22 protein-coding genes and 1 pseudogene are annotated in these 25,617 nt (G+C 60.3%); 16 read left to right on the top strand and 7 right to left on the bottom strand.

What is annotated here, in order from left to right; all coding sequences use genetic code 11:
- The first annotated feature begins 383 nt into the window (after positions 1-383).
- From J7I86_RS23180 to J7I86_RS18600, 14 genes are all read left to right on the top strand, one after another.
- Positions 384-1,490, top strand: a complete 1,107-nt coding sequence (locus tag J7I86_RS23180; protein WP_309476764.1) for an NlpC/P60 family protein — start codon at positions 384-386, stop codon at positions 1,488-1,490.
- A 261-nt stretch (positions 1,491-1,751) separates the two neighbouring features.
- A complete protein-coding gene (locus tag J7I86_RS23175) occupies positions 1,752-2,615 on the top strand; it encodes a protein kinase family protein (RefSeq protein ID WP_214822268.1) in 864 nt (287 codons plus the stop codon).
- Positions 2,616-2,632: 17 nt separating this feature from the next.
- Positions 2,633-3,013: a hypothetical protein gene (locus tag J7I86_RS18655; protein ID WP_214822267.1), complete on the top strand. Its 381-nt coding sequence runs from the start codon at positions 2,633-2,635 to the stop codon at positions 3,011-3,013.
- A 265-nt stretch (positions 3,014-3,278) separates the two neighbouring features.
- On the top strand, positions 3,279-4,781 hold the full coding sequence (locus tag J7I86_RS18650; protein WP_214822266.1) for an ATP-dependent endonuclease: 1,503 nt from the start codon (positions 3,279-3,281) through the stop codon (positions 4,779-4,781).
- A 142-nt stretch (positions 4,782-4,923) separates the two neighbouring features.
- The gene (locus J7I86_RS18645) at positions 4,924-5,607 is read left to right on the top strand and encodes an HNH endonuclease (RefSeq protein ID WP_214822265.1); all 684 of its coding nucleotides are present in this window, start codon (positions 4,924-4,926) and stop codon (positions 5,605-5,607) included.
- A 390-nt stretch (positions 5,608-5,997) separates the two neighbouring features.
- Positions 5,998-6,312, top strand: coding sequence for a hypothetical protein (locus J7I86_RS18640; RefSeq protein WP_062096305.1), 315 nt, complete (start codon positions 5,998-6,000; stop codon positions 6,310-6,312).
- 6 nt (positions 6,313-6,318) lie between these two features.
- Positions 6,319-7,722 carry a type IV secretion system protein gene (locus J7I86_RS18635; RefSeq protein WP_214822264.1) on the top strand — a complete coding sequence of 468 codons (1,404 nt, stop codon included), beginning with the start codon at positions 6,319-6,321 and terminating at the stop codon, positions 7,720-7,722.
- Positions 7,715-9,190, top strand: coding sequence for an SCO6880 family protein (locus tag J7I86_RS18630; protein ID WP_214822263.1), 1,476 nt, complete (start codon positions 7,715-7,717; stop codon positions 9,188-9,190). The genes J7I86_RS18635 and J7I86_RS18630 overlap by 8 nt, the downstream gene beginning before the upstream one ends.
- On the top strand, positions 9,187-10,647 hold the full coding sequence (locus J7I86_RS18625) for an ATP-binding protein (RefSeq protein WP_214822261.1): 1,461 nt from the start codon (positions 9,187-9,189) through the stop codon (positions 10,645-10,647). The genes J7I86_RS18630 and J7I86_RS18625 overlap by 4 nt, the downstream gene beginning before the upstream one ends.
- Positions 10,644-12,446 (top strand): type IV secretory system conjugative DNA transfer family protein, encoded by a 1,803-nt coding sequence (locus J7I86_RS18620; protein WP_214822259.1) that lies wholly within the window; start codon positions 10,644-10,646, stop codon positions 12,444-12,446. Before J7I86_RS18625 ends, J7I86_RS18620 begins: the two co-directional genes overlap by 4 nt.
- A complete protein-coding gene (locus tag J7I86_RS18615; RefSeq protein WP_214822257.1) occupies positions 12,443-12,943 on the top strand; it encodes a hypothetical protein in 501 nt (166 codons plus the stop codon). Before J7I86_RS18620 ends, J7I86_RS18615 begins: the two co-directional genes overlap by 4 nt.
- 85 nt (positions 12,944-13,028) lie before the next feature.
- Complete coding sequence (locus J7I86_RS18610) at positions 13,029-14,174, top strand: ArdC-like ssDNA-binding domain-containing protein (protein WP_214822255.1); 1,146 nt, start codon at positions 13,029-13,031, stop codon at positions 14,172-14,174.
- Positions 14,175-14,227: 53 nt separating this feature from the next.
- Positions 14,228-14,734, top strand: a complete 507-nt coding sequence (locus J7I86_RS18605) for a single-stranded DNA-binding protein (RefSeq protein ID WP_214822253.1) — start codon at positions 14,228-14,230, stop codon at positions 14,732-14,734.
- Positions 14,735-14,842: 108 nt separating this feature from the next.
- On the top strand, positions 14,843-15,124 hold the full coding sequence (locus J7I86_RS18600) for a hypothetical protein (protein ID WP_214822251.1): 282 nt from the start codon (positions 14,843-14,845) through the stop codon (positions 15,122-15,124).
- Between the two features lie 575 nt (positions 15,125-15,699).
- Here J7I86_RS18600 and mobF read toward each other — a convergent pair.
- A complete protein-coding gene (gene mobF / locus J7I86_RS18595) occupies positions 15,700-19,263 on the bottom strand; it encodes a MobF family relaxase (RefSeq protein ID WP_214822249.1) in 3,564 nt (1,187 codons plus the stop codon).
- Between the two features lie 98 nt (positions 19,264-19,361).
- Between mobF and J7I86_RS22950 the strand changes: the two genes are divergently transcribed.
- A complete protein-coding gene (locus J7I86_RS22950; RefSeq protein WP_286180018.1) occupies positions 19,362-19,496 on the top strand; it encodes a hypothetical protein in 135 nt (44 codons plus the stop codon).
- 1,398 nt (positions 19,497-20,894) lie between these two features.
- Entirely contained in the window at positions 20,895-21,224 is a 330-nt protein-coding gene (locus J7I86_RS23170) for an aldo/keto reductase (RefSeq protein ID WP_214822247.1), read from the top strand.
- A gap of 62 nt (positions 21,225-21,286) precedes the next feature.
- On the opposite strand, the gene J7I86_RS18585 is transcribed toward J7I86_RS23170, so the two are convergent.
- The 6 genes and pseudogenes from J7I86_RS18585 to J7I86_RS18560 form a co-directional block, all read right to left on the bottom strand.
- The gene (locus J7I86_RS18585; protein ID WP_286180017.1) at positions 21,287-22,681 is read right to left on the bottom strand and encodes an MFS transporter; all 1,395 of its coding nucleotides are present in this window, start codon (positions 22,679-22,681) and stop codon (positions 21,287-21,289) included.
- Positions 22,674-23,114 carry a MarR family winged helix-turn-helix transcriptional regulator gene (locus J7I86_RS18580; RefSeq protein WP_214822245.1) on the bottom strand — a complete coding sequence of 147 codons (441 nt, stop codon included), beginning with the start codon at positions 23,112-23,114 and terminating at the stop codon, positions 22,674-22,676. The genes J7I86_RS18585 and J7I86_RS18580 overlap by 8 nt, the downstream gene beginning before the upstream one ends.
- Positions 23,115-23,483: 369 nt before the next feature.
- The gene (locus tag J7I86_RS18575; protein ID WP_214822243.1) at positions 23,484-24,164 is read right to left on the bottom strand and encodes a TetR family transcriptional regulator; all 681 of its coding nucleotides are present in this window, start codon (positions 24,162-24,164) and stop codon (positions 23,484-23,486) included.
- 76 nt (positions 24,165-24,240) lie between these two features.
- Positions 24,241-24,909, bottom strand: coding sequence for an alpha/beta hydrolase fold domain-containing protein (locus tag J7I86_RS18570; protein ID WP_214822241.1), 669 nt, complete (start codon positions 24,907-24,909; stop codon positions 24,241-24,243).
- A 20-nt stretch (positions 24,910-24,929) separates the two neighbouring features.
- Complete coding sequence (locus tag J7I86_RS18565; RefSeq protein WP_214822239.1) at positions 24,930-25,187, bottom strand: hypothetical protein; 258 nt, start codon at positions 25,185-25,187, stop codon at positions 24,930-24,932.
- Between the two features lie 209 nt (positions 25,188-25,396).
- A pseudogene (locus tag J7I86_RS18560) lies at positions 25,397-25,617 on the bottom strand (hypothetical protein); the annotation flags it as partial.

Genomic DNA, 25,617 nt, shown 5'->3' with positions numbered 1-25,617 from the left:
GTGTACGCTCGAATACGGGGTTGGTGGTTCGTCCTCCCTGACGGATCAAATCCGTTGGCCGTGCTAGTCCAGGAGTTTGAGGCAACGGGCGTAAACGCGGGGTCTTTCGCTTCGCTTGCAGGCCAAGGTGCCTACAGGGTAGCAACGTTCGAATCCATGGCATGCGACAACGAACTCGTAAAAGTTCGCGAACGCCCGGCCCCGTGGGTGGGGCTTCATGTCTGCACGGTTCGACTCAAGGTCATTGACCAAACAGTCAGTAGCAGCAATTCATACACAGCGCCGGTCAGCGTGATGGCCAATTGCCCGCCGGCAGCTACCGCCCCACCTGATCGATGCCAAATGGTCGGCTTCTATGCCTCGACTAGCCGGATCGTCTACTGATGCCGCATGCGGCTTTGGCGATGGCCCTAGTCAGGCGCCGAGCGCTCGTGCGGGCTGCAATCGCCGTCGTTCTCGTCCTCGTTCTTTCTCTGGGTGTTGTCGTCAGTGCCGTCGCTATAGCCCTTGCAGGGGACAAGCCGGAATCACGTGTCGCGTGTGTGGCTAGCAACGGCGCTGTCACACAAAGCGTTCTCGAGAACAGTGGATCTCGGCCGGACGGTCAAGCGGTTGGACTCTTAGTAGGGCAGATTGCTGTGGCACAGGGGTACATTTCCGTAGGGAAGCAACTTGGCGTTCCGCGGGAGGCGATGGTGATCGCCATAATGATGTCTCTCCAGGAGTCGACTCTCCGGATGCTCGCCAACGCGAATGTCCCTGCGTCATTTCAGTTTCCACACGACGGGGTGGGGAGTGACCACGATTCAGTGGGTTCGGCGCAGCAGCGGCCAGCGGCCGGATGGGGAACCGTTGCAGAGCTGATGGATCTTTCTTACAACGCACGGGCATTTTATGGAGGGCCGTCTGGACCGAATCACGGTAGTCCTCGAGGTCTGTTGGATGTGCCAGGCTGGTCTGCCATGAGCAAAGGGCAGGCAGCCCAAGCAGTCCAAGTCTCGGCGTTTCCCGAGCTTTATGCTCGATGGGAACCACAGGCGTCAGCCATCGTTGATCTGCTCCAGGGTGTCACCACGGCTCCGACTTGCGGTGCGGGGGAGACCCGCCGGCCAGAGCCGGTCTCTGCAGAAGGCTTGCCTCAAATTCGACAGGACCTATTGCGATTCACGCAGGCGGGCGTGGGCGGTGCTTACGTCTGGGGCGGGACTGCGTTTAAGGCATGGGATTGCTCTGGATTTGTGCAGTGGATATATCGGCAGGTTGGAATTGAACTGCCACGCGTGGAGCAATGGCGCGTTGGGCGTATGACCGACACTCCCCAGATCGGGGACCTTGTTGTTCAAAACCCCCAAGGTCCTTACAACTGGGGGCATGTGGGGATCTACGCGGGCGACGGGATGATGTACAGCGCCCTCAACCCGTCCGTTGGTACGTTGTTGCATCCAATCGACTGGAATCCGGGGACCGTCTACTTCAACCTGTTGCCTTGAGATGTCCCCGTTTGACTTGAGCACAAACGCTTCGCGTCACGTCGAACACGCTTTTCTAAGACCGCGAGCCGTTCTGACTGGCTACATTCCATCAAGTCGAGCTTTCCGGCGCCCATCCCAAGTCCCCCGTACGAGAAACACCAAGCAAATGAAGCCTTTTCGGTTGGGCTCGCTCGCTACGGATGGACAAAGGCGGAAAACTCGAAGGACAAACTCCGTCGAACCCCAGGGCTGCTGTACTTCCTACCCTAGTCTTTAGGTGTGAAAACGCCCGAAGAGGAACGATTGGCATTATTTCTGCGTAGGTACGACTCCGCACATATAGACCAGTCTTATCTACTTGTGTATCGCCGTGAGGACCTAGCTCCAAGGGCTTTCGCTTCGATCCACGAGCGACTCGACGCCTGTTTGAAGTTCCTCAACATGAAGGCGCCTAATGGGCAAGAAGGGCACTATAACGCCGATGATTCCCGGGAGCTATTGAGCCTCATACAGGAAGTCAACGAGTTGCTACGTGCCCTGCGCATGGTCGGCCAGGATCTGGTAGTCCGGCCAGAGTACGCGGAGACTCTAAGGACTGCAGCCACTTGGCTTCAATCGTCTCACGGCAGTCCAGTTCCTCCGGGATTCATACCGGTGGAGGTGGATCCTTACGCGCCGATGCTCTGGCGTAAAGAGACGGCACTAGCTGTGTCTGGGGGCGCCAAAGTCGAGCTGAAGATGGTTGGGGCAGGGGCGTTCGCCACGGTTCACAAGTTTGTAGACCCGGCTTATGGCATCACGCTGGCACGTAAGAAGCTGAAACCTGGAGTCGACAATCGCGAACGGGCCCGGTTCCGACAAGAGTTCGATCTGATGAAGGAGCTGAAATTCCCATACATTCTCGAGGTCTATAAATATAACGAGGCTGATGGCTCCTACTTGATGGAGTACTGTGACTCCACGCTGGAGCAATACGTTACACGCCGGAACAACAAGACCAGTCTGAGCCTCGCATCCCGCAAGCGGATCGCTCTGCAGTTCCTTTATGGTCTGAACTACATCCACTCTAGAGGCCACCTTCATCGGGATCTTAGTGTAAATAATGTCCTTGTCCGGATATACACCGAACCGCCGTACTTGTAAAACTCTCCGATTTTGGTTTGGCCAAGCGTAAAGGATCCGAATTCACCCGGACCGAGACTGAACTAAAAGGAACAAAGCTCGACCCTGCGCTTAACCGATTTAAAGACTTCGCGGCGGTCAACGACATCTACTCGGTGGGGTTCATCCTTCAATTCATTTTCACAGGACAAAAACATGTCGGTGGGAAGTCTCAAGTGGCCGGCATTGTCGCTAAATGTGTGGATCCGGAGCCAACCCGCAGGTTTCAGTCGATTCTCGAGATCATAGGGGCCGTTGAGAAGATCGACGCCCCAGTAACCGCCTCACAAGCCGACACCGCATCTAGCGCGCTTCAACGAGTTGAGGGGCAACCGTTGAAGGATGCGGGCCGAGCGGGAAGTGTCGAAGCCCCAGCTTAATTCAGGCAGACCTTCATAGCGCTCGAGACCCTGTCCAAGAGCCCGTGCTAGGGGGGGTAGCATGGCGGGCTGCAGCGCTCCAGACGTAACGGCGGCCAAGACTAGCGTAGGCGGCGTCTCAAAATCAGCAGAGAAATGGCTCAGAGATCGAGCAGCCAAACGGGTTGCGTGCCAACGAGCCGCATCTTTGAAGACTTGGTTCATATGACCGATTCTTTTCTCTAGTCCTGCTGCTTCTTGGTAACGTCACGTTGGGAGGACAGAGATGAAATTTCGCGTAGTAGAAGGTTTCGCAAGGCCCGAGAGCCTTCGCGATGAGAGCCTAGTCATCCTGCGAAAAGATAATTGGGATGACTTCGGGTTCAAAACGCTTTTCCAGGCAGAGTTACTCACGGCCGGAGGTGAGCTTATTGAACTTGGGCCCGTTAAGATTCTGAAAGCTGGGCAGACCAGCGGTTTTACACCGCTCAGCGGGGCGCTTTTGGACGCCTTGGACAGTACTTACTGTTCTCTTGGCCAGGATGTTGAGTACTACGAGAAACTGGCCTCGCTTGCGGAGACCGAACGCGCGGAGTTTCTCCAATCAATCCGTGACGCGGCCACGAATAGCGAGATAGCGTCGGCATTTTCGTCTGAAGAGGGCTGGCAGGTATCACTACTCAGGTTCGGGCAAGCTGAGCACACGCTGGCGAATGGACGCTCAGTGGTCGAAGGTTCCTCAGCACCCAACGGAGTGGTGTCGTTTGCTCACCACAGCGATGACCACGATGGGGAGATTCGCTTCGACTACGACGACTCAGGCCCGCTGCCGGGTCGTTGTAAGGTGCTGATCGGCTATAACGGTGTGGGGAAGACTCGGCTGCTAGCAGACGTGGCGAGGGAGATAAGCAGAGTTGGGGAGGACATCACGCATCGAACGGCCAGCGGTAGTTCGACGTTCAGCACTGTGGTTGCGGTATCCTACAGTGCGTTTGACACCTTTGAGCTCCCCCCTACGACTGGGCGCGAGTACAAAGGCTTCACGGATGATGAGGAGTCCTCATCGACCACTTACTTTGGGTATACCTACTGCGGGCTCCGCCGACTCGAAGACGGCAAGGCCAGTTCTCAGTTGAAGTCGATTGCAGAGCTTGATGTCGAGCTTACAAGCGCGTTCTGGACGGCTTGCAGCCGTGAGACTGCTGCGTTCAAGGAGGCGCTAGCTGATCTTGACAGGGATCCATCGTTCGGAAGAGCCGGCCTGAACCTGTCAGTGTGGTTTGAAGACGGTCACTTGCCAGCGGAGAAGCTAGGGAAGTTGAGTGCTGGGCAGAAGATCGTGATCAATATCGTCGTCCAACTCGCGGCACACCTTCGTAACCGCTCGCTGATTCTGATCGATGAACCGGAGACGCATCTGCATCCTTCACTCCTGGCGGCCCTCCTGCGTGCAACCCAGAGACTTCTGGAGGGCTTCGACTCTTTTGCGATCATCGCGACCCACAGTCCCGTAGTGCTACAGGAAGTCCCGGCGAAGGACGTGCGGGTCGTCGAGAGATTCGGTACTACTGTTCGTACGGTTGACCCTCAGGTGGAGACCTTTGGTGCTGGACTTGGAGAACTTACCCACGAGGCTTTTGGACTCGACAACACCGTTTCCGACTATCGAGCAGTGATTCGCGCTATGGCCGCGGACATGAAGCTTGATGCGTTGGAGGCACTCTTCCCCTTAGGGCTCAGCAGTCAAGCACGGGCACTGGCCCTCCGTACGCAAGCGGCTTCGCGCTAATATGCGAACATTATCGCCACCCGCGACCGACGAAGAAGACCTCTATGATCGCCTCTTGGCGCGCCGTCAACGCCGATTTGCAGAAGTACTCGTCGAGGCCCGGGGGACAGTTCTGTCGGCTTACTCAACGTATAGGGCAGGTATGGTCGTCAACCTGTCGACCGTAATCAAAGTCGACGACACGGCAGAGAAGCTGCGCTCGAACTACGGCATATTGAGGTCTGGGGCGTTGAGCGAAGATGGCGCCCAGATTCTGGCCCGCAGCCGTATCTGCTGTCTCTGCGGACTACGAGATACGAGCGAGCTGGATCACTATCTTCCCAAGCAGATTTTCCCGGAGTTTGCAGCGTACACGGTCAATTTGATACCCGTGTGCGGTGACTGCAACAAACAGAAGGACGAGCACTACAGGACTGACGAAGGTTTCCCGGCGTTCATCCACGCTTATCTGGACGTACTTCCGAAGACGGAGCGATTTCTCGTCGCCGACTTGTCTATTGAGAACGCGGTTCTTCCTTCGTTTCAAGTGGTCCGCGCCCCGGGAATGTCTAAGTCAACTTATCGAATTCTTTCATCGCAGTTTGACCGGTTCCAACTAGCGACTTTCTACTCGGAGGAAGCAACTGAGCTGCTGGTAGAGAAGCATGGTGCCATCATCGATTACTTCGACGACGGCGGTGCGAGCACGGTGAAAAAGTACTTGAATCGGGAAGCGCGCAGCATCGAACAGCGCTTCGGCCTGAATCATTGGAAACCGGTGATACTTGCTGCTGCGGCGGACTCAGAAGATTTCTGCAGCGGCGGATTCCGGTTTTTGGTCTCCTGACCTGTAGAAATTCGGCTGAAGCAAGACTCGGCTCTAACGGCGCCCGGCGAGTTGCCGGGACAAATAGGACATGACTCCGACAGGTACATCCCTGGACGCGATGAGTCCTGGTGATTCCGTACTAGAAGATCCTCGGGTCTGACCGGGACTGGCGATTTATTTCGCCGTTTTCGGGACGCGCACTACGGAACTGACTGCCCGTTGAGGCATTTGGAATCTGACGGTCCGAGGCTAGATCGCGTTTCACCTCTCCAAGGGCGGTGGTTCTGGCGTCCGTCCGACAATGTCGGCAGTTCAACTAGGGTGACCATTCGACGCTGACTAAGCAGGCAATCATGTCGTTCGCCTCATCCACCCACATGAAGTCGTGAGCCCAATCAGCTCATTCCATTGGAAGACGACTGGATGGAGCACCAGATGTTTCTGGCAGCGGTGGATCCTGGGATCACACCAAACGCGAATTTCCCATTTCTTGAGTCGTTGAAGCAGATCGGCGGGGGCATCCTCGTCGGTGCCTTCATCGTCATCGCCATCGTGGCGATCATCGGAGCCGCGATGCTTTTGGCCGGCAAGCTGAGCCAATCTTCACGGCTCGCATCCGGCGGAGGAGTGATACTGCTGTGGACTGGACCGGTCGCGGCCATCCTCGGCGGGATCAACGGTTACATCCTCTGGTCGCAGACGGCATTCCCGCTTGGTTTCTGAGTAGCTATGCCTGTCGACTGCGACCTCAACGGATGGTGGCCGCCAGGATGCGGACTCGTTTCCCAAGCGAACGACGGCATCCAAGGCTCCATCACATCCATCTTCGCCAACGTCCTGCAGAACATCGCCTCGTGGATGTGGGGCTTCATTACGGGTGCCTTCACCGTCTCCGACGTCGACGACTCCCAGTGGACGGCAATCGGCGGCCTGACGAACTGGTGGGTCATCGTCATGATGACGCCTCTCGTCGTTGTGATGATCATCCAACTCCTGTCGGGGCTGCTCAGCCAACAACCCCGACGGCTCTTACGTGCCCTGATCGGGGGAGCGGCAGCGGTGCCTCTCGTTGCGGCTGCCGTATACGTCATTCGTCAACTGACGAGGGCCAGCGACCAAGCCTCAGCGGCACTCCTTGAATCAATCGGGACGGATCCCTACGTCGTGTTCATGCGCCTGTTCGGCTTCGAACGAGCTCCTCAGGGCTCAGACCGCGAATGGAACGTCGTCTCCCTCGCCCCCGGTAATCAGGGAGGCGCGGTTGGCGGTGCGATCGTGACGGTCATGGCTGTCATTGTGGTGTGGGTCTTGGCGTTCATCCTTATGTGCTCGATGATTTTCCGAACCTTCGCGCTTGCGGTTTTGGCCGCAGTGGCGCCGGTCGCACTCATGTTGCTTCCTTGGGAGAAATCAAAGTCGTGGGCTGGACGTTGGTGCGAGATCGTCGTCGCACTATTCCTAGCGAAACCGCTGGCCGCGACCGTCCTGGCAACTGCTATCAAGCTGTTTGCCGATTCCAAATCATTTGCGGGCCTCGCCGCGGGCACGGTTGGCATGGTGCTAGCCTGCGGAGCACCATTGATGGCGCTTCGACTTGTCAGCTTCGCTGGTGGGGAACTCGCTGCCACAGCCCAAATGGCAGGCGGTGGACATATTCTCACCCGGACCACCAGCATCGCGTCGCGCCAAGTGAGCCGACAACTTGGTGGCCGCCTCACCATGGCGTCCATGATGGCCCGGTCCTCAATCACGCGGCCGGTTCCATTCAGCCGCAGAGACAGAGTGCTGGCAGCGTCGGTTCCAGTGCCGCGAAGCCTGACAACAACGACGCCGGTACACCGCTCGGGCGGCGAAGTCGCCCGTCTGGAGGCGCCGCCGCCGTCGAACTCTTCTGATTCGAGTAACTCCGTGGTGAGTCGGCAGGTGGTCATGGACGTCGACGGCGCCACTCGTCCGTCCTCAACGAACCGTGTGGCCAGCGGCCAACAGAGCACTTCGACGGCGGCCAGATTCTCCACTTCGCGGCCTCCCGAGGTGAGCGCACCGAATAGCGCCTTGCCCACGACAGAGCTGCCGCCGGTCAAGCACAAAGACACCTATAGGCCACTACCTCTGGACAAGTCCAATGAGTGATGAATCGCGGGCACTTGAACCCGTCAAATTTCCCAGGTACGAACGCCGTGGAATCTTCATGGGGCTCAAGTGGTATCAGCTGGGGCTGGTAGGCGCCGGCGTCCTCGTAGCAATTATTGCCTCAGCGGCGGGCGGTCCTGGCGCCCTGGTGCTGACAGCCCCAATGTGGATGTCACTCGTGCTGCTTGGAGTGCTGCAGTACTCACGGATCCCGTATCCGATTTGGGGCAGTCTCATCGTCTTGTTCTTTGTGCGGAGTGTTCTAGGGCAGACTCGCTACCTGGCTCGGCCGGAGCGCCCGGTCAAAGCAGGAAAACTTGCACTGCCTGGCGGACTGGGTAACCTCGAGGTCCAACCGCTTACCCGCGGCGAGTGCGTCATCCTCGACGTCCAGGGCAAAGAGGCCATCGTTGTGCTCCGTTGCAGCACCCGGTCCTTTGCTCTGCTCGACGACGATGACAAAGCCTGGGCCGCGCAGGCATGGTCCAGGGTGCAAGCAGGGTTGGCCCAACGATCTGACATCGCCCGCATTGCGGTCCAGGACTACACCGTGCCGTACCCGTCGTCAGCGCTTCAGGATTTCTACGATCGGACTGTTACCGCTGCAGACGGCGAGCGCAGCTCGTGGGGGCAGGTTGCCTACCAGGATCTGATCTCTGCGGCCGGCTCGGCGATGAGCCACGATGTGCTGCTGTCGCTGGTGGTGGACACGTCCAAGTCGCGACGACGGATCAAAGAATCGGGCGGCGGGAAGAACGGGCTCGAACGGTTGCTGCGGCTTGAGGTTGGTGCGATCACGACGTCGTTGGCAACCCACGGTGTCATGGTTGATGGATGGTTGTCCGAGTCGAATCTCCTCGACGTTTTCCGCGGAGCCTTCGATCCTGAGACCCTTGCGCGTGGATCCTCCAAGTCGGAGCAACCGAGGGAAGGGATGCAGCCACTCCGTCAAAGTTCCGGCCCTATGGCCGTCGAAGAGCACTGGACTTATCTTCGAAGCGACTCTGGGTTCCACCAAACCTTCTGGGTGGCTGAATGGCCGCGACAGAAGGTGTACCCGGGTTTCCTGCATCCGCTCGTCTACGTCGGCGACTTTAGGCACACGGTTACCCAGGTGATCAGGACCGTGCCGACCATCGAAGCTCTGCGCGACATTCGCTCCGCCCAGGAGGCTCACGAAACAAGACGGCGGATCAACTCTCGTTTCGATCGACCGACGACGCGCGAGCAGCGTGCGGAGGAAGAAGAGGTTTCACAGCGGGAAGAGGAAATCGTCGCAGGGCATGGTGACGTTCGGCCTACGGCCTTCGTCACCATCACCGGTGGGTCGTTGGAAGACCTTGCCCGTCATAGGCATGAACTCGAATCAGCAGCCGCTGGTGCGTTCGTTGAACTGCGATTGCTTGCGGGCCAGCAGTGGGCTGCTTTCATTGCTGGAGGACTTCCCTTGGGGCGGGGATTGCGATGAGCCTCAAGAACCATGACGTGACCTATACGCCGTCGGGCACTCGCTCCGAGCGAAAGGACGCCAGACGGGCAGCGGTCGCAGCGGCGACTCCAGCCAAAAGGCGGCAGTTCCACAGCGATGAGGACAAGGCATCGGAGCCCCAGGACGGTGGGCGGCTTCGCGGTGACTGGGGGAGTCGGGAAGCCAACTCGTTATGGGGTCCCCATCGGCTGCGCCCGGCTCCGCACCGCGCATCGACCATGACGTTCGCGGCTGCCTACCCGTTCATCACGGAGTCCGGTCTGGGTCACGAAGGAACCTACATTGGTACGGATGTCTTTGGCTCCGGCGCGTTCTCGTATGATCCGTGGATCCTTTACGACAAAGGGATCATCAGCGGCCCATCGATTGTTGTCATCGGCACGGTGGGAACTGGTAAATCGATGTGCGGTAAGTCCCTGGTCGCGCGCTCCATAACCCTTGGCCGGAAAGCCGCGGTTGCGTCGGACCCCAAAGGTGAGTGGGTTTCCGTAGCCAATGCTGTGGGCGGCAAGGTCATTTCTGTTGGCCCGGGTCGATCGGCGCGTGTGAACCCACTCGATGCTGGATCGAGGCCGAGCCTGCTGACGGACACGCAGTGGAAGGCCGTCGTACGTCAACGACGGCGGCAGCTGATTGTTGCTCTCGTGTCGCTTATGCGGCAGGGGACTCCACTGCATCCGGTTGAGCATACGGCTTTGGACATGGCGCTGATGGAGACGACCGCCGAGAACTCGACGCCGACGCTCCCCATGGTGCTGGACCATCTGTTGCGGCCATCCCCAGAGACTCTGGCTCTGGTCGGCAAGGACGGCGGCGTAGCGGTTAGTCATTCGTTGCGCAGGACTGTTTCCGGTGACTTGGAAGGTATGTTCGACGCTCCCTCAACTGTGGCGTTCGACGCCGACGCGCCAATGATGGTCATGGACACGTCCGCGCTGATCGGGGCGTCCGAGCAGGCACTGTCTTTGGCTGCCGCTTGCAGCGCCACGTGGCTTGAGGCTGCGGTGACGAACCCCGACGGCGGCAAGCGGCTTGTGGTGTACGACGAAGGTTGGCGGATGCTCGCCGATCCCTACATGTTGGCCAAGATGAGTGAGCAGTGGAGACTCGCGCGAACCTACGGGATCGCCAACCTGCTGATCATGCACAAGGTGGCGGACCTCAACGAGATCGGCGACAGTACCAGCGGCCACCGGCAGAAGGCCCTGGGCCTGCTGACTGAGGCAGACACGCGCATCATCTACCGGCAAAAGCACGACGCCATGCGGCTGACCAAGGAGGCTCTGGGTCTCACCGAAGCTGAGTGTGATCACGTGGAGAACTTGCCCAAGGGTGTCGGTCTGTGGAAGGTGGGAAACCGCTCGTTCATCGTCGCCAACCGGGTGACCACCGATGAGCTAGAGGTCTTCGGCACAGATGATCGGATGCACCTGTGAGAACTCGGTCTGCAAGCAACAATCCGATGGTGTCGGTGGGTCTGTGGGCGATTGCTGGCTATGTGGTCTTTTGCTTTCTCGTCCAGGCCGCGGCCTCTGTGGTGACGCCTCGGCAGTGTGGCGGCAGGTCGCCGTCGTTCTTCAATCCTGTAGCCGGCGTCGGGCTTTTCGTTGGACGCTCTGACTGGATCTCACGAGGTACCGGCGACTGCACGTTCGATATGGCTGCACTCTGGTGGATCGTCGGCGGAGTGCTTGCCGTGGTCGCGGCGCTCACCGTCGGGGGAGCACTCGGCTGGAGGATGTGGAAGCAATCCGGCGCCTGGCTGAGACAAGACATCCTGAGCAGGGACGGCGTGGCTGGCAGAGCGGAAATAGTCCGCGACTTCGGTTCCAGGGCCGTCCGACGTCGCGGTCTGTACACGCGCCCAGGGCTCAGCAAACCCAGCATCCAAGATGTCTCATGGACGCTGGGGCGCTCGCGGGGAGTGACCATCCACGTCTCGACGGAGGAATCGATGGTGATCCAAGGGGCGCCTCGGTCAGGTAAGGGCCTGTACGTCGTCATCAATGCGATCCTTGATGCCCCCGGGGCTGTGGTGACCACGTCCACACGCGCCGACAACTTAGTGGTCACGATGCGGGCCCGGATGAGTGATGGACGACCTGTGACTGTCTTTGATCCGCAAGGTATGTCAGGGCTGCCGTCGACGCTTCGATGGTCACCTGTCCGCGGTTGTGGCGATCCTGATATCGCAACAAGACGAGCCTTGGTGATTACGGCAGATACAGAGATGAAGGGGGAGAACGCGGCTTGGCAGAAGCGCTCACTCATCATTCTGCAGTGCCTCCTCCATGCTTCGGCCCTCTCGGGAGAGGGAATTGTTGCTTTCCGCCGTTGGTCATCCAGCCCGGTCCTTGCACGTGAGGCACTGGATATCCTCGGCCGCACGGGTGCGGCCCTCGGTTGGCAGGCAGACTTGATGGGGATACTGGAGGACGATCCTCGCAACACTTCGAACTCTTGGATTGGAGTCTCCGCGGCCGTCGCACCCCTGTCCTCGCCGCGAGTGATGGCGGCGCTGAATCCGCAGGATGAAGCCCAGGAGTTCGACCCTAAGGCGTTCATCAGACAGCGGGGAACTTTGTATCTGATTGGCACTCGGTCTGGAGCCGCGGCCGCAGGGCCCTACCTCTCAGCGCTCATTGACGACATAGACAACGCGGCCCGCGAGATGGCTTTCGTCTCGGCGGGCGGGCGACTGGACCCACCATTGTCGTTGATCCTTGATGAGATCGCCAACCTGTCTCCATGGCCCGGGCTCCCAGTGGTCCTCTCCGACGGCGGAGGTATTGGGATCTCGACCCTGGTGGTCCTCCAGTCACTGTCCCAAGCCCGCAGTGGATGGTCGATTGAGGAGGCAGCCACTATTTGGGACTCCGCGATCATCAAGGTGATATTCGGCGGCGGATCTGACGAACGTGACCTGCGTTCGCTGGCAGGCCTGCTGGGGGAACGCAGCCTCATCATGAACACCCGGTCCTGGTCCGCTCAAGGCCGCCAGGACGGCGAACAGATCCGGGACACTCCAGTGATTCGCCTGGACGAAATCCGGCGTCTCCCGGTCGGCGCGGCCCTCATGCTCGGCAGGAGAACCCGTCCCATCCTTCTGGACCTCCGCGACTGGCACAAACGCAAAGACGCGGCGGAACTGGGCCGTTCGAAGGTGGAGACGGAGCGGGAGTTGGCTGCCGGTCACCTGACCCGGCAGGAACTGAACAGTGAGGCAGAGTCATGAGCACACAGGCCGACGATTCCGAGTTTGAAGTTGGCCGCGTCCCGGACCTTGACGACGAACTGACGGCTGAGTTGTTCCGCTCGTCGTTTCAGCCCTCGATTCGCGCGGGGGGAGTTACTCGCCGCTGGCGGGAGATGTCATCGGAACAAGCTGAAGTTGTGTGGCAGAGCCTCTTCGAGTGGGTTCGATGGTTCGTCGCAACCTACCAGCTGACCACCTCTGTTGTGCCGGATTGCTGGTGGCGGCATTCGGAAGTGGTGGCCGAGCTCTACGCTCTGCAGCGAGCCGAGAGGGCCTCGTACACGGCGGACGACTCTGGTTTCGGACCGTTGGCCTTCCACGAGAGGCTGCCTCACGGCGTCGAGCGCCTCCGAACCCACACGAGAACCGCAGGGTGTGTCGGTCTGCAGAGCCACAAGGAACCGGTCTCAAGGATTGTGCCGGCGGAACCGGCCTTCGACGACTGGAAATTGGGCGCTCACCAGTTTGGGAGCTGATTACGTCATGGCGTCCCGGCTCCGGCGGGACATGAATAGGTGATCCCTTCTCAGGGCTGACTCGGAAGTATGAAGGATGGCTGTCGTGGCCGCTGAATTTGAATCGAACACTCACCTGCCTGGCGGGACGGACGACGGCGGCCGCGCGGCTGGAGTTCGAATGTCACCGGAAGAGCGCATCGCGAGCCTCACCGAAGGGCTCCATACCGCACTTGAGCAAGCGATAGAGTCACCGGCGCGTTGGCAGGTTCTGCTTGATGCCTCCGCAACTCTCTGGCGCTACTCAGGGGGCAACGTCGCCCTGCTGATGATGCAGATGGCGCAGCGTGGTGCCGAGGAGCCCACACTGGTGGCCGGCTACAAGGAATGGGCGCGCCATGGGCGGACGGTGCTGCGGGGCGAACACGCGCTGTGGGTGATCGCGCCGCGGACTGCTTCCATGCAGGAGTTGAAAATGGCGGATGGCCAGCGGAAGCTGCTGCCAGCAGCCCAGACAGCTCCGATCGATGCCGTCAGCCTTGGTAAGAAGAACGTCGTCACGGGGTGGCGGGGACAAGCCGTCTTTGACGTTACCCAAACAGAGGGGACGCCGATCCTGGTCCCGCGCGGGGGCGCTGAATCCGGGGAAAACTTGGACGATCTGTGGAGCTCCCTGTGTGAGGTCGCTAAGGAACACAGCTTCCGTGTCGAGGTTACGGGTTACCAGTACGGCTATACGAGTGGCTACACGGACTTTGATGCTCGTCGAATCCAAGTTGGCCTTTGGATGAGCACCGAAGAGCAGGTGGCCGTTCTGGCCCACGAACTTGGTCACGTCCTCTTGCACGGCCCGGACGACAGCGTTGGCCGGCTCTACGGCAGCAGTGCGAACCATCGTGGCTTAGCCGAAGTGGAGGCCGAGTCGGTCGCTTACACGGTCCTCAGGGCTCACGGCATCGATCGTGGACCACAATCGGCGACGTACTTGGCTGGTTGGGCTGACGCGGTGATTAGAACAGAGAAGGAAATGCAGGAGGGGCGTGCTCCGACGTCGCGCGTGGATATCGCTAAGTCTGTGCTGGGGCGGGTGACGGCGGCGACCAAAGGCATTCTCGCTGTCTCGGATCCACCTGGGTATGGAGGGAAGTTTGCCGCAGTCGATGCATCGAGGGACTTAAAGGCCTCATCAACATACGCCGGCGTGCCTGGGCCGAGCAGCTCTTTGAACGGCCCGGAGTTGAAGGGGCCCTAGGCAACGCAGTTGTCCGACGGGAGAGACCTGTCGGCTAAGGAAGGTAAACCACAATGAATACCAAGATCCCTATCACCATCGCCGGGAACCTTGTTGCGGATCCTGAGCTCACCATCGGAGAGTCCGGGACCCCGCACGCCAAACTCCGGGTCGCTGTGAACCAACGAATTCAGAACCCGGACGGTACCTGGCGGGACGGCGAGCCGGTCTTCCACAACGTCTCGGCCTTTCGGATGCTGGCGGAGAACGCAGCCATCTCACTCAAGAAGGGGGATCCTGTGACGGTCTCGGGCGAACTGGAGTTTCGGTCTTACGACAAGGACGGAGAGCGCCGAGAGGCCAGGCGCATCATCGCCGACACGATCGGTCCGGATCTTCGCTTTGGAACTGCCTCGTATCAGCGCTCAGCCCGTGCGGTAGCCGAACCGGAATCGCAGGTTGAGGCCACGGGGCCGCAGCCCACGACCGCGACAGGCTGGCCGGTCTACAACGTGACGACTAAGAGTCCGGTGGTGACGTCCCCTTTAGCCGGGGCGCCGGGGAGTGAGATGTCTGCCTGATTCTGTTCGCTGCCCCGGTTCACAGCCCACGTCTCAGCCTTGCGACGTGGGCTGCACTCCGCTCGGAGAGCTTCGCCGCATTCGAATATATGTTCTAATCTGGATTCTATGAGACCGAAGCAAGACTCCACAGCGTTCGCCCGCATGATGGCCCAAACCAATGCTGAGACCAACCACCCCAAGCCCGACGACGGCAAGATTGTGGAGCTGGACGTCAGCAAGCAGCCGTTTGTCCGCGTCAGTGAAGTTTACGGACGTGCCATCAAATACACGCGGTCCTATGGGTTGGTGGAGGGGGTAGATGACAAGCGTGCCTACCACGTTCAGTGGTTCCCGGCCGGGCAGATCAAGCGGGTGGACCAGGAAGCGTGGAGGGGGCGACCGCTGTAGGTCCTGCCAATTGGATTGACATCAAGTTGTATGCCCTAACGACTTGGTTCGCATGAGTGGAGCCCACGCCAAGACTTGGTCACTGCTGATTCGGTAGGTTGATGGCCACGGAGCTCCGGGGTGAATCTGCCGTGGGTCGGGTTTGATGAGCAGAACGGATCCAGGCCACAATGGTTCATCTAGTGCTTCGATCCAGGCGGATTGAACGTAGCCAAAGCGGTTCCAGCGGATCGTTATCCAGGCTCCAGTGGGCTGGACCGTGTCCATGGAGAGCAGCGTAACTTCAGTGGTTGTAATGCCCGAATGCCTGAAGCTTTCGAGTACTTTCCATTTTTCGCTAGTTGCGGTCTGCCAGTGCCGCAGCCTGCGAATGCGCTGACCCCACGCCGCCAGAAGAATGAGAGCCGCTAAGCCGACGAGCCAAACCCAGAGGTTGGGGCCGGTCAGCGTGGACGCAAGCGCAAAGAGCATCGGGGCAACGACGACTATCACCGCGCTAGTAACGATCAGGGCGGGTGTCGCGACTTTCGGTCTGAGTACTGGATTTGCTTGCATGGCTTGCTCCACTTCCCAGTTTAAAGCTGCCAACCCGCGCTTGTAAGGCTTTGCTGGGGTTGCATTCCGTTGAAATCCACGATGGCTGGCGACTCGAGAACTGGGTGGGATGCTTGTTGGACTGTCCCTTGGAGGTGTTCCCATTGCGAGCGCTGTTCCCACTCCCAGTCGGCAGGTGCAGTACCTAGAGGGAGTGGGGAGTCGAAAATACCCCAACGGTCTCTGTAGATGGCAACTTCGCGAACCAGGGCTGCGAGCTCAAACGCATCTCGTTGAGCCCCGAGGTCTTTGATAAGGGCTGCCATCCATTCAGGTTCCTCAAGTAGTGCAGCTCTGGTGACGAGATTCGTGCGGTTCCCAATCCGACGTCGTACACCATTCAGAATCTCTTGCAAATCGTCACGCTCGCTAAGGAGCTGTTCTGACAAGGGATCGATGGGTGCGTGGGGCATCGCGGAGTAGAAGCGGCGAAGGCGTGAGTGCATTACTGCGGTGAGGTCATTGGCCGTGGCGCCTGACTCAAGGGATTCGGAGAGTGCGCGATGCGCCCCTGGGCGATTGGCGTTTGTCGCCTGCCGCCATGAAGCTACCGCTGCTCCCCATGCGGGGGAGACCCGAAGTGTGTCTGCCAGACCGGGTGAAAGGGTCTCCATCACTCGTGCCAAATCGGTGCTCGCCGCTATCTGAGCCAAGTAATCGTACTCGCAGTTCAGCCGCTCAAGGCTGTCCGCGTGGGAGCGTTCCCGGTCGCGAACCTCGTGGGCCGTCCTTTCTGCACCTTCTGCAGCCAGGACTTCACCCAGTATCGCCCGCCACCCCGATCGAGCAGTCGGGTCAAGGATTTCGTCTTCGTCGGGGTCGTTCTCACTGATGTATGCCATGTTGGAGAGTCGTCCCCGGGTCATGCTGACGTAAAGGAGTTCACGGGTCAGCCGACCCGGTGTGACGACGACGTGGGCTGAGTCCACCGTGATGCCCTGAGACCTGTGGGCGGTAGTGGCATATCCAAGCTCAACCGAAGACTCCAAATACGAAGCGCCTAGCTCGACCGTCGCGCCGGTATCCGTACGGCGAGCATGCAGTGATCGTTGTCGTACGTTGACACCGAGTACTTCAAGTAGTGTCCCGTTCCGGATGAATGCGCCTTGGTCGTCCACAAGAGATCGATCATTTCGACGGGCAATGACGATGTCGCCCCGACCCGCCTGCAGCCCATCCCTGAGCACGAGCGTTTGTTCCGCATCAGCGACACCCAAGATCACCCTGTCAGCCTGAGCTCGTTCGTTCAGCATGCTAACCGTCTCGTTATCGGGAGCAATAAGGACCGAAGCCTGCCCCGAAAGAACGTCGGCGTGCCAAGCGGCATAAGCGCGGTCCATCATGTGGAGATACGTGCCGTGACTGATCCGCTCATGATGTTCGTACTCCGCCAGAACGGAAATCTCGCCTGCACGTAGTCCCACGGAAGCCGAAGCCTCCCACGCGTGCTGGAACCGCCAAATCGAACTCAACCTTTCCGCCTTAGCCTGCCGGTCGAGCCAACCTAGAACCCCACCGGCATCAATGGAATCTAGCTGGCCCGGATCACCAACCAACAACACCTTCGCCTGAGCCTGTCGGGCCTGCGCCACAATGGCCGCGAGCTGCTGGCTGGAAACCATCGACGCCTCATCGACCACCACAAGCTGATTCGCCCTAAAGGTCCACAGGGCCTGCTCAGCCACCAACCGCGTGATCCGTTGCTCAAGCAGAGTCCTTGCCACATCCCTGGCCCGACCTGGCGTGAGCCGTGACTCCGCATCGAAGAAAGCCGAACTCCTTTGCGCCGCTCCGCTACCCACGGACTCATAAAGCCATTTGGAAACATTCTCAGCAACCATGGCCAACTCCGAGCCCAAAACTTCCGCGCTCGCAGCCGCCGGAGCCAATCCGACAACGCTGCCCGCACCGAACTGCGCCTCCCAAGCGGCCTTGATCGCGCCCAGGGTTGTGGTTTTGCCCGTGCCGGCCGGGCCAACGATGGCATCCAGTCGATGGGAGCTCAGCAGGACCTCGGCAGCTGCAGCCCTCTGGTCGTGGTGCAACTCCGACGTGCCATTCTTTCTGTACGAGGCGAGTGACGCCATGGCAACGTCCGCGCTGACAGTCGGGCCGACGTCGTCGTTCCTGGCCGCAAGGATCTGATCTTCGAAGGTGAGCGTCGCCTCGTCCGTATAGAGGCGCGATCCGTGAAAGTCGAAGACGCTCCTGTTCGCAAAATGGAGATCGTCGGCAGCCTCGACAGGGAGGCTGTAGCGGTATTCGTTGAGCGGTACCGACTGGAGCTCCGCAGCTGTGGCGACGGCGTCGATCATCGCGTTACGGTCCTCCGGAGCGGCGCAACGGATCTCAGCGCACACGCGCTCGGCTTCCGCAATCAGGTTCCAGCGATTCCACGTGGACCGCTTTTCGGCCACACGCTGCCGGGTGACATGTCCGACGGCGGCAATCCAGTCTGGGGCCATGTCGCCGACACGAAACGATCGAGACTGCGAGCGTCGGATGGTGGACGCCAGGACCCTTTCAGGGTCAAAGCCTCTGGCCTTTGCCCGCTCTCTCCAATGAGCGGAGAGCAAGCGCAGGGGAGTCAGAGTTGAATCCTTGGGGGATCGGGTTAAGAGCGTTGCCTGTTGCCGGAGTTTGACGACGGTGGTGGCTGATGGTGGTTTGCCATGCTCGACGATCCATTCGTCGACGAGCCGGTCGGTTTCGACATCAATGAGCCTTGACCGATTGGAGAATTCGCGGATAAGGGCGTCATCGATGCCGGTCAGTTGTTGGCTCGGATTGTGCGTGTTCTGTGCCGGAGCCCGGATGTCCGTGTCGGTGCCGAGGTTCCTTTTGAGGGCGTCGAAGAGGAGGCCGTTGTAGTGTTCGCTGGCCGATACTACGGCCTTGTAGAGGCTTCGCGAGTCCAGTGTCGTCCAAGCGTTGTCGGTGATTCGCTGGACGCGGTTGGCGATTATGACGTGGGTGTGGATTTGCGGGTCGCCGGCTCTTGATTCCCAATGGTCGAAGGCCGCGGCGATGACTCCTCGTGTTCCGAGGTGCGCGATGCCGTTGCGTCCGGCGCGGGTGTTGATGACGAAGTCCTCCAGCCAACGGATACTTGCTTCGACTGCCGAGTGGTGGGTTTGGAGGATTTGTTCTTGCAGATGCCGGGGGCTAAGTGCCCAGAGTGCTGAGACGGATTTCGGGACGCTGAAGGTGAGGTCGAAGCCAGCGACGGCGTGCTTGGTGCTGGTTTGGCCGTGGTTTCCTTCGGTGATGGTGACTTCGCCGTAAACGCGGCCGAGGGGCGCCGCTGTGTCTGGGTTTTGGGCGTCTTGGAAGATAGACCTTGCGTCCGATTCCGTTACGTGGCTTCCCGATGTGCGGTTGATGCCGTCGAGTCCGCGGCCGATCCACTGACCTTGGGGTGTTCCCGTGGCTAGGTAGTAGCTGATGGTGTCTGGGGGAGTGGGCCTGGCGTCGTCCAGCATCGTGGACTTGAAGAGGTACTTCAGCCCGGACTTCACGGACAACCGGGCGATGGACATAGTCATGGCCGTGACGTGCCGGTTCTCGATTTTGGGAGCCAGCCGCGGCGACGGAGGAGGCTCACGGTTGTGGGGTCGAGAGCAACGCCTTTGAGTTTGGAGACGTGAACGAGGACCGCGGCTACGTGGGCGAGGTCCTGGATGTTCGTGCGCTGGGCTCGTTTCAGGCGCAGGACTTCGTTATGGAGGAGGCTGCTCCTCGTTTCCAGTTCGTCGTAGATGGCGTGGAGGCGTTCTAGTTCGGAGGACTGGGTCCGCAGTTCCGTGGTGAGGCGGTCGACACGGTTTTGGCACTGTTCGCCGTTGGGATGCGCTGAAGGTATCGCAGTTTTTCTGTTCACAAGGTTTCATACACATTGGCGAGGCGCTCTGCATGATCTTCGCGACCAAAACAACTCGGTCCGCCTTGGATGCCAGAGGTGTGAAGAGAGTGAAGAGAGTGGCGGGTTCGATTGTTAGGTGCGATTGTCGTAGTTGGTTGAGGGGTCTAGGTCATGGTGACGCAGTGCCCTTGAGCGGCAGCAACGCGGCTTAGCGAGTCAACAGCGATCCTTTCAAACAAGTCAATGGAACCCGCCATGACCAAGCCTGAATCGACATTGAGTAACCATCGTGAAAGCCTTTGACGAACACAAAAGAGCGGTCAACGCGAAACCAGCCGCGGACCGCTCTCCCTTGCCCTAGTGGCAAGAACCCTCTACATATCAGGTCAAGGAGTCAACAAAACCGGGGGCAGTCCCCTTGGTCGACTGGTTGATCCGGGGGTTGAGTAGTATCCGTGCAGCGGTTGGCGCTAAGCACAGATCAGCGCCCCATGCCCTCCCGTATGGGACGCTGCCACAAATAGCGCCCGCCTTTGCTCTAGTCATCATGCGGTTGGCCCTGCAAAAGCGGGCGGGAGGGGAGGGGATGTAGATGCACCTGACAACGTCGGTGTGGCTCTACCTTTCCCGCACCACCCTTAATTCAACAGCTTTGATAACTACTTTCTGCAGATGTGAGATCCCAGTGACAACAACAACACAAAGTTACCCCTCACCTGGAATGGTCGATGTGAGCGTTGACGACGCCGCGCAGGTAGTCCCGGGCCCTCAACGACGCAGTTGAGACCGTAAAAGCCGCGGCCACCCGCCACGAGACCGGGATCATAATCACCGGAACTGGCCCCGACCGCTACATCGTCCGCGCACACCCGGCAGTGCCCTTCGGGCTCATCCGGCAGCAGCACTACTAAATTCGGAACCGAGGCGGTAGAACGCATCCACGCTGAACCTGAACTCACCAATGTGCGGCCACTCCCGCCTCGTTCAGCGGCCGGGCTGATAGGCGCGCGCCTAGCGATGGGAACGGCTCCGGGGAACCGAGCGCCGCCAAAGGGCGAGGGCACCATCCTTCATGGATGATGCCCTCGCCCGAGAGCGCAGTTGAAGTACTACCTCTCAGCGGTGGTGTCTCAGTAAGTCGTGATCGATGCCGAAAGGAACGCACCCACGGTGGGCACTCTATCCAACGGTGCCGTCTCGATGGTGGCTCTAATCGACCAGTGCGGCCGGTCTGAGCATCTGGAAGGCCTCGTCGAGTAGCACCCCAGTTTTCACGGCACCGTCGGCCGTGCCGTCAAGAGCTTCCGCGACGACGTGGTCATCGCGACCAAGTTCGGCTTCACACCCGAATTTGGTCTCGACAGCCGCCCCGAGCATCTCCGCGAAGTCGTCGAGAACAGCCTCCGCTACCTCGGCATGGATCACATCGACGTCCTCTACCAGCACCGCCCCGACCCCAACGTCCCCATCGAGGAGGTCGCAGGTGCCGTGAAGGAGTTCGCGGCCGTCCGCAGGACGGTTGCGCCGGTGGAGCGGGCGCGTACGATCCGCAGGACAGCGGCAAAAAAGCAAAGAAAAAATGCTTCTACAGTCCGAGCGAAGCGAGATCCATATCTGCCCCGAGGTGGGAGTCTGCCAGGCTAGCCTCCGGTGGGCCGGAGCATCCCTCGTTTGCGGCAAGCTGCCGCGTTTACCCCACCAAAGCGTCAGGTCGCCCGGCGGGAACGCGTTATCAGGGTGTGGATGAGCAGGGCGATGAACACCGCCGCGCAGAGGACTGCGCCGATCGCGAACGTGGTGCTGATTCCGGCATCGGTCGGGTGAAGGTCCGGTGCCATGTTCGCCGCGAGTACCGCACCCGAGACCGCGGTGCCGAAGGAGGCTCCCACGTTGCGGAGGACCTGATTGAAACTCACGGAACTGCCCAGCTCTTCAGTGGCCACGCTGCGGGCAATCAGTGCTGGCATGGCGGCATAGCTGGCACCCATGCCCAGACCGAACACCAGCATCCCGATCAGGATCTCCCAGAGCTCGGTATGGGCAAACCAGAGCAGCATTCCGGCTGCCGTCACCAGGCCGGCACCGATCGGCAGCACGGTCGCCAGAGGGATCCGGCGCGCTAATCGGCGCACCAGACGATTCGCGAGGAAGCTACCAACCGACAGCGGGAACATCACGAAACCGGCCCAGAACACTGGCAAGGCGATGCCGTAGCCGGTGGAGGCCGGGGCTTGGGCCACGAGGCTGGAAATTGACAGGCCAATGTACAGTGCGGCGCCCAGCCCCACTGCCGTACCGTTAGCCAGCAGCACCTCACCGTTCCGCAGGACCCGAAGGTTGACCAGGGGATGCCGCGTCCGAAGCTCAGCCCGGACCCAGGCCGTCAGGACTGCTGCCGCGACAATGAACGCGCCGACAACCCCGGGAGAGCTCCACCCCCAGGAGGGCCCTTCACTGACGCCCAGGAGCAGAGCGCCCAAGCCAAGGCCGAGCTGACCCGCGCCGGCGAAATCAAAGGGAAGCCGTGGGGCTCGTTCGTCGGGTCCTGCCGGCACGGCGCGGAAGACCACAAAGATCGCCGTCACCACGAACAACGCCGCGAACCAGAAAGCGAACCGGAAGTCGAAGAGCCCCGCAATGATTCCAGTCAGTGGGTAGCCGACGCCAAGGCCAGTCGCCACCGTCACCGACAGGCTCGAAATGGAGAACCGCACCTTATCAGCAGCGATGTAGCGGCGGGCGAGGGCGATCGTCACCGGAACAATCCCGTAAGTCAGGCCCTGAAGCGCCCGTCCGACCAGGAACACCGTGAAGTTGGGCGCCGCCGCGGCGATGACGGACCCGGCGAGGATGATCCACAGTGCCAACAGCAGGAGCCGCTTCTTGTGTGGTCCGTCGCTGATCCGTCCCATCACCGGGGTCGCCACCACACCGACCAAGAGGTTGATGGTGAGCATCCACTGCGCCGTACTGACCGACACGTCCATCTCGCGGGAAATGGACGGCACCAGCAACATGCCGAGCGAGCTCACGATGGCCGTGGAGAGCGCCGCATAGACCAGCGCCGGAACGAGGCTTGAACGTGCCGCCGGTTCAGTCAACGGACGCCTCAGACCCAAGCTTGCGGAGGACGGGGATGGCCGCCTCAAGTGCCTTCCGGCCTTCCGGCGTCAGCCGCTCCGCAATAGCCCGGTCAAGCCAGGCATAACCGGACGCCAACTCCTGGGCCAGCTTCTGCTGTCCCGCGTCGGTGAGCGTGATCCAGGTCCGACGACGGTCCTCCTCGTCGGGCACCCGCGCCACGAATCCCAACCGTTCCAGCTCGCCGACGGCCAGCGAAATGGCCTGGGGGCTGACCTGAACGACGGCAGCGAGTTCCGAGGAGGTCGCCCGCCCCTGTTCCGCCAAGTGGCTGAGCACCCCCAACTTGCCCGGAGACAGCGTCCGTTCGGCATTGAGCCGCCGCAGCAGCGGGCGCAGTGCGTCGAAGAAGGAGCGCGTCATTAACTGGTCCGTCATTGATCCGTGGGTCATCCCTCAACTATACAAAACTCTTGATCAAGTTGCTTGCGTATATTCAGAACGCTCCGGCAACGATGGAAGAGGACGGCGTACACCATCGGTATCGGGGACTCCGGCGTCGATCGATCGGAGCTGGTTGTCACGACGAGCTCCGGCTGAATGACTACCCGTACAAGAAGGCGCGTGGGTCGAAAATTGCGGTGAGGGTTTCCCGCAAGTGCGCAGCGCATTTTGCTGGATCCCTTACCACTGTACGGTTGCTGCGTTTCATGCGTGTTCCACGGTTTAGGGGTCGCAGTGAGTGGTGCCATGAAGCAGCGCCGCCAGGTGCTGGAACGCTTCCAGCGTTTTACGTAGACGTTTGGTGACACCAACAGGCTCTTACTCCCCGCCGATCCGCCTGATGAGCTCGTCGATGGTGAGCGTGGACTGTATGACTGCCACGAGGTTTCCGGCGTCGCCACCCCCCTTGCCGAGGTGATCGATGGCACGATCGAATCGGCGTAGTGCGGTCTGCGCGGGATCGAGAAGAGAGTCTCGGATCGATGTCTGTGCGGCAGCGATGATAGCGGCGGCCGTCATCTCAGCCTCGATGCTCGTCGTTCCGTCATGACGGTCGCTCAAGAACAGCGCGAGCGCGGCTTGGTGCCGGTTAAACCATCGGTTCTCCTCGGTGCGAAGATCGCTGCTTTCTGCAAGGAGTTTGGTCCGGATGGCCGCCTCGTTTGGATCGGCCGTGAGGCTAACGACGATCAGCGCGGCTCCGCGCGCTGCTCTGCCCAAGGTTCGCTCGCTCTGATGTTGCAGGAGGTGTGTATGCATCTCTAGGTGATACACCTCGTGGTCGCACGAAAGCACTTCGCTCTTTCCGCCGAAGAGACGGAAGAATGTGCGTCGGGAGACACCAGCGGCCGTTGTGATGTCCGCGACGGTCGTGTTGTCATACCCCCGCTCGGCGAGGAGTGGGAGTGCTCCACGGCGAACCGCGAGGCGTTCAGAGAGACGATCGCCGCGGCGGTCGTCTCCATGCGTGGACCACGATGGGCGGATTGTCAGAACCACCGGGTCTCCTTCCGGTTGTTGGGAACACGTGGCCGCCCCCAGCGCTCGAGATACGTGGACGCGGCACGCCAGCTTTCTAAATCGCCTTGATCGCGCGGCACCTATCGTCCCACGACGCCATGGCGACTCTCGCTTCCGGGGCGAGCCGGTCGAAGCCGTGCAAGCTTCCGGCGCGGACGTAGAGCTCGCACGACACGCCGGCGCGCAAGAGTCCGAGGGCGTAGAGAATGTTCTCATCACGGAAGATATCGATTTCGCCGACGTCGATGAATGCCGGGGCGAGTCCTCTGAAGTCCTTCAGGCGCGAGGGTGCTGCGAGTGGAGAGACCCCGTCCGTGCCCAGGTCGTCTCCGAGAAGTGCGTGCCACCCGGTGTAGTTGTTGTCGTATGTCCATAGGGCGAAAGGTGCGAGCTCAGCATCGGGTTCGAGGTTGCGGTCATCCAGCATCGGATTCATCAGGATCTGCTTGGCGAGGGGCGTGCCAGCATCGCGGGCCGCGATCGCCACTCCGGCGGCGACTCCGCCGCCCCCGCTGTCGCCCATGACAGCGATACGGTCCGCGTCGATACCGAGTTGCTCGGCGTGATCAACGAGCCACACGAGAGCAATGTGGCTGTCGTCGACGAGGGTGGTTCCCGGGAATTCCGGTGCAAGTCGATAGTCCACCGACAGGAACGGTACTCCCGTCACGTCGACGTACCTCGCCACGAACCGGTCGTAGGCTTCGAGTGAGCCGCAGACCATACCGCCGCCATGGAGGTTGACTACTGCTGAGCCGGGTTCGAACCGGACTTCGTGTACCAGCGGGCAAGGATCGACGAGTCGCTGGCCACCGGGATTTCGTAGTCCTTCGTTGCCACGTCCGGCGATTCTGGATCCATCGAGTTGAGTCCTGCGAGCATGACGTCGATCTGCGCGCGTAACTCCAGCGCGCTTCCGTGCGCGGCGGCGGGGATCTCGCCTGCTGCTGCGGCAGTCGCCGCCAGAACTGCCGCGATCTCTGCATCGAGTGTGAGTGGCATCGCTGTCTCCTAATCTTCCGCTCCATTGCGGACTGTAACCAAGGCCCTAAAGTCTGGCACTCCGTGCCACATCACGGAAGGGCCAGGCCGAGCTGGGCTAGATTCTCGATTCGGAGCGTCGCGAAAGCTATCAACATGGCTTCCGAAGCCGCAAGAAATTACTTGTTGCACAACTAGGAATTGGCCCTACGCTGTCCATCCAGGCGGTGTTATCTCGCCCACGCCGACGTGCCATCACCCTCAAGGCCAACCGGAGCCAGCGCCCTCTCGATGACGAGGCTCGTCGCCTCGGACTCGTTGACCCCGAACGCCATCACGTGAATGCGCACCCATCCCGGGCGCACTTCGGGGATCGGTACGTCTCTGACGATGAGATTGTCGATGTCAACGGGGCCCGTGAGCCGGATTGCGCGCATCATTTCAGGCGTGC

Source organism: Arthrobacter sp. ISL-95 (assembly GCF_018613695.1).
Classification (GTDB): domain Bacteria; phylum Actinomycetota; class Actinomycetes; order Actinomycetales; family Micrococcaceae; genus Arthrobacter.
The sequence above is the reverse complement of the archived record's forward strand: the minus strand, read 5'-3'. Positions and strand labels throughout refer to the sequence as shown.

What these genes read in the sequence shown, in the direction of transcription:
- J7I86_RS23180 (WP_309476764.1), top strand. Translation starts at nt 384, where the DNA reads ATGCCGCATGCGGCTTTGGCGATGGCCCTAGTCAGGCGCCGAGCGCTC.
- J7I86_RS18650 (WP_214822266.1), top strand. Translation starts at nt 3,279, where the DNA reads ATGAAATTTCGCGTAGTAGAAGGTTTCGCAAGGCCCGAGAGCCTTCGC.
- J7I86_RS18645 (WP_214822265.1), top strand. Translation starts at nt 4,924, where the DNA reads ATGGTCGTCAACCTGTCGACCGTAATCAAAGTCGACGACACGGCAGAG.
- J7I86_RS18635 (WP_214822264.1), top strand. Translation starts at nt 6,319, where the DNA reads ATGCCTGTCGACTGCGACCTCAACGGATGGTGGCCGCCAGGATGCGGA.
- J7I86_RS18630 (WP_214822263.1), top strand. Translation starts at nt 7,715, where the DNA reads ATGAGTGATGAATCGCGGGCACTTGAACCCGTCAAATTTCCCAGGTAC.
- J7I86_RS18625 (WP_214822261.1), top strand. Translation starts at nt 9,187, where the DNA reads ATGAGCCTCAAGAACCATGACGTGACCTATACGCCGTCGGGCACTCGC.
- J7I86_RS18615 (WP_214822257.1), top strand. Translation starts at nt 12,443, where the DNA reads ATGAGCACACAGGCCGACGATTCCGAGTTTGAAGTTGGCCGCGTCCCG.
- J7I86_RS18605 (WP_214822253.1), top strand. Translation starts at nt 14,228, where the DNA reads ATGAATACCAAGATCCCTATCACCATCGCCGGGAACCTTGTTGCGGAT.
- J7I86_RS18600 (WP_214822251.1), top strand. Translation starts at nt 14,843, where the DNA reads ATGAGACCGAAGCAAGACTCCACAGCGTTCGCCCGCATGATGGCCCAA.
- mobF (WP_214822249.1), bottom strand. Translation starts at nt 19,263, where the DNA reads ATGACTATGTCCATCGCCCGGTTGTCCGTGAAGTCCGGGCTGAAGTAC.
- J7I86_RS18580 (WP_214822245.1), bottom strand. Translation starts at nt 23,114, where the DNA reads ATGACCCACGGATCAATGACGGACCAGTTAATGACGCGCTCCTTCTTC.
- J7I86_RS18570 (WP_214822241.1), bottom strand. Translation starts at nt 24,909, where the DNA reads ATGGTCTGCGGCTCACTCGAAGCCTACGACCGGTTCGTGGCGAGGTAC.
- J7I86_RS18565 (WP_214822239.1), bottom strand. Translation starts at nt 25,187, where the DNA reads ATGCCACTCACACTCGATGCAGAGATCGCGGCAGTTCTGGCGGCGACT.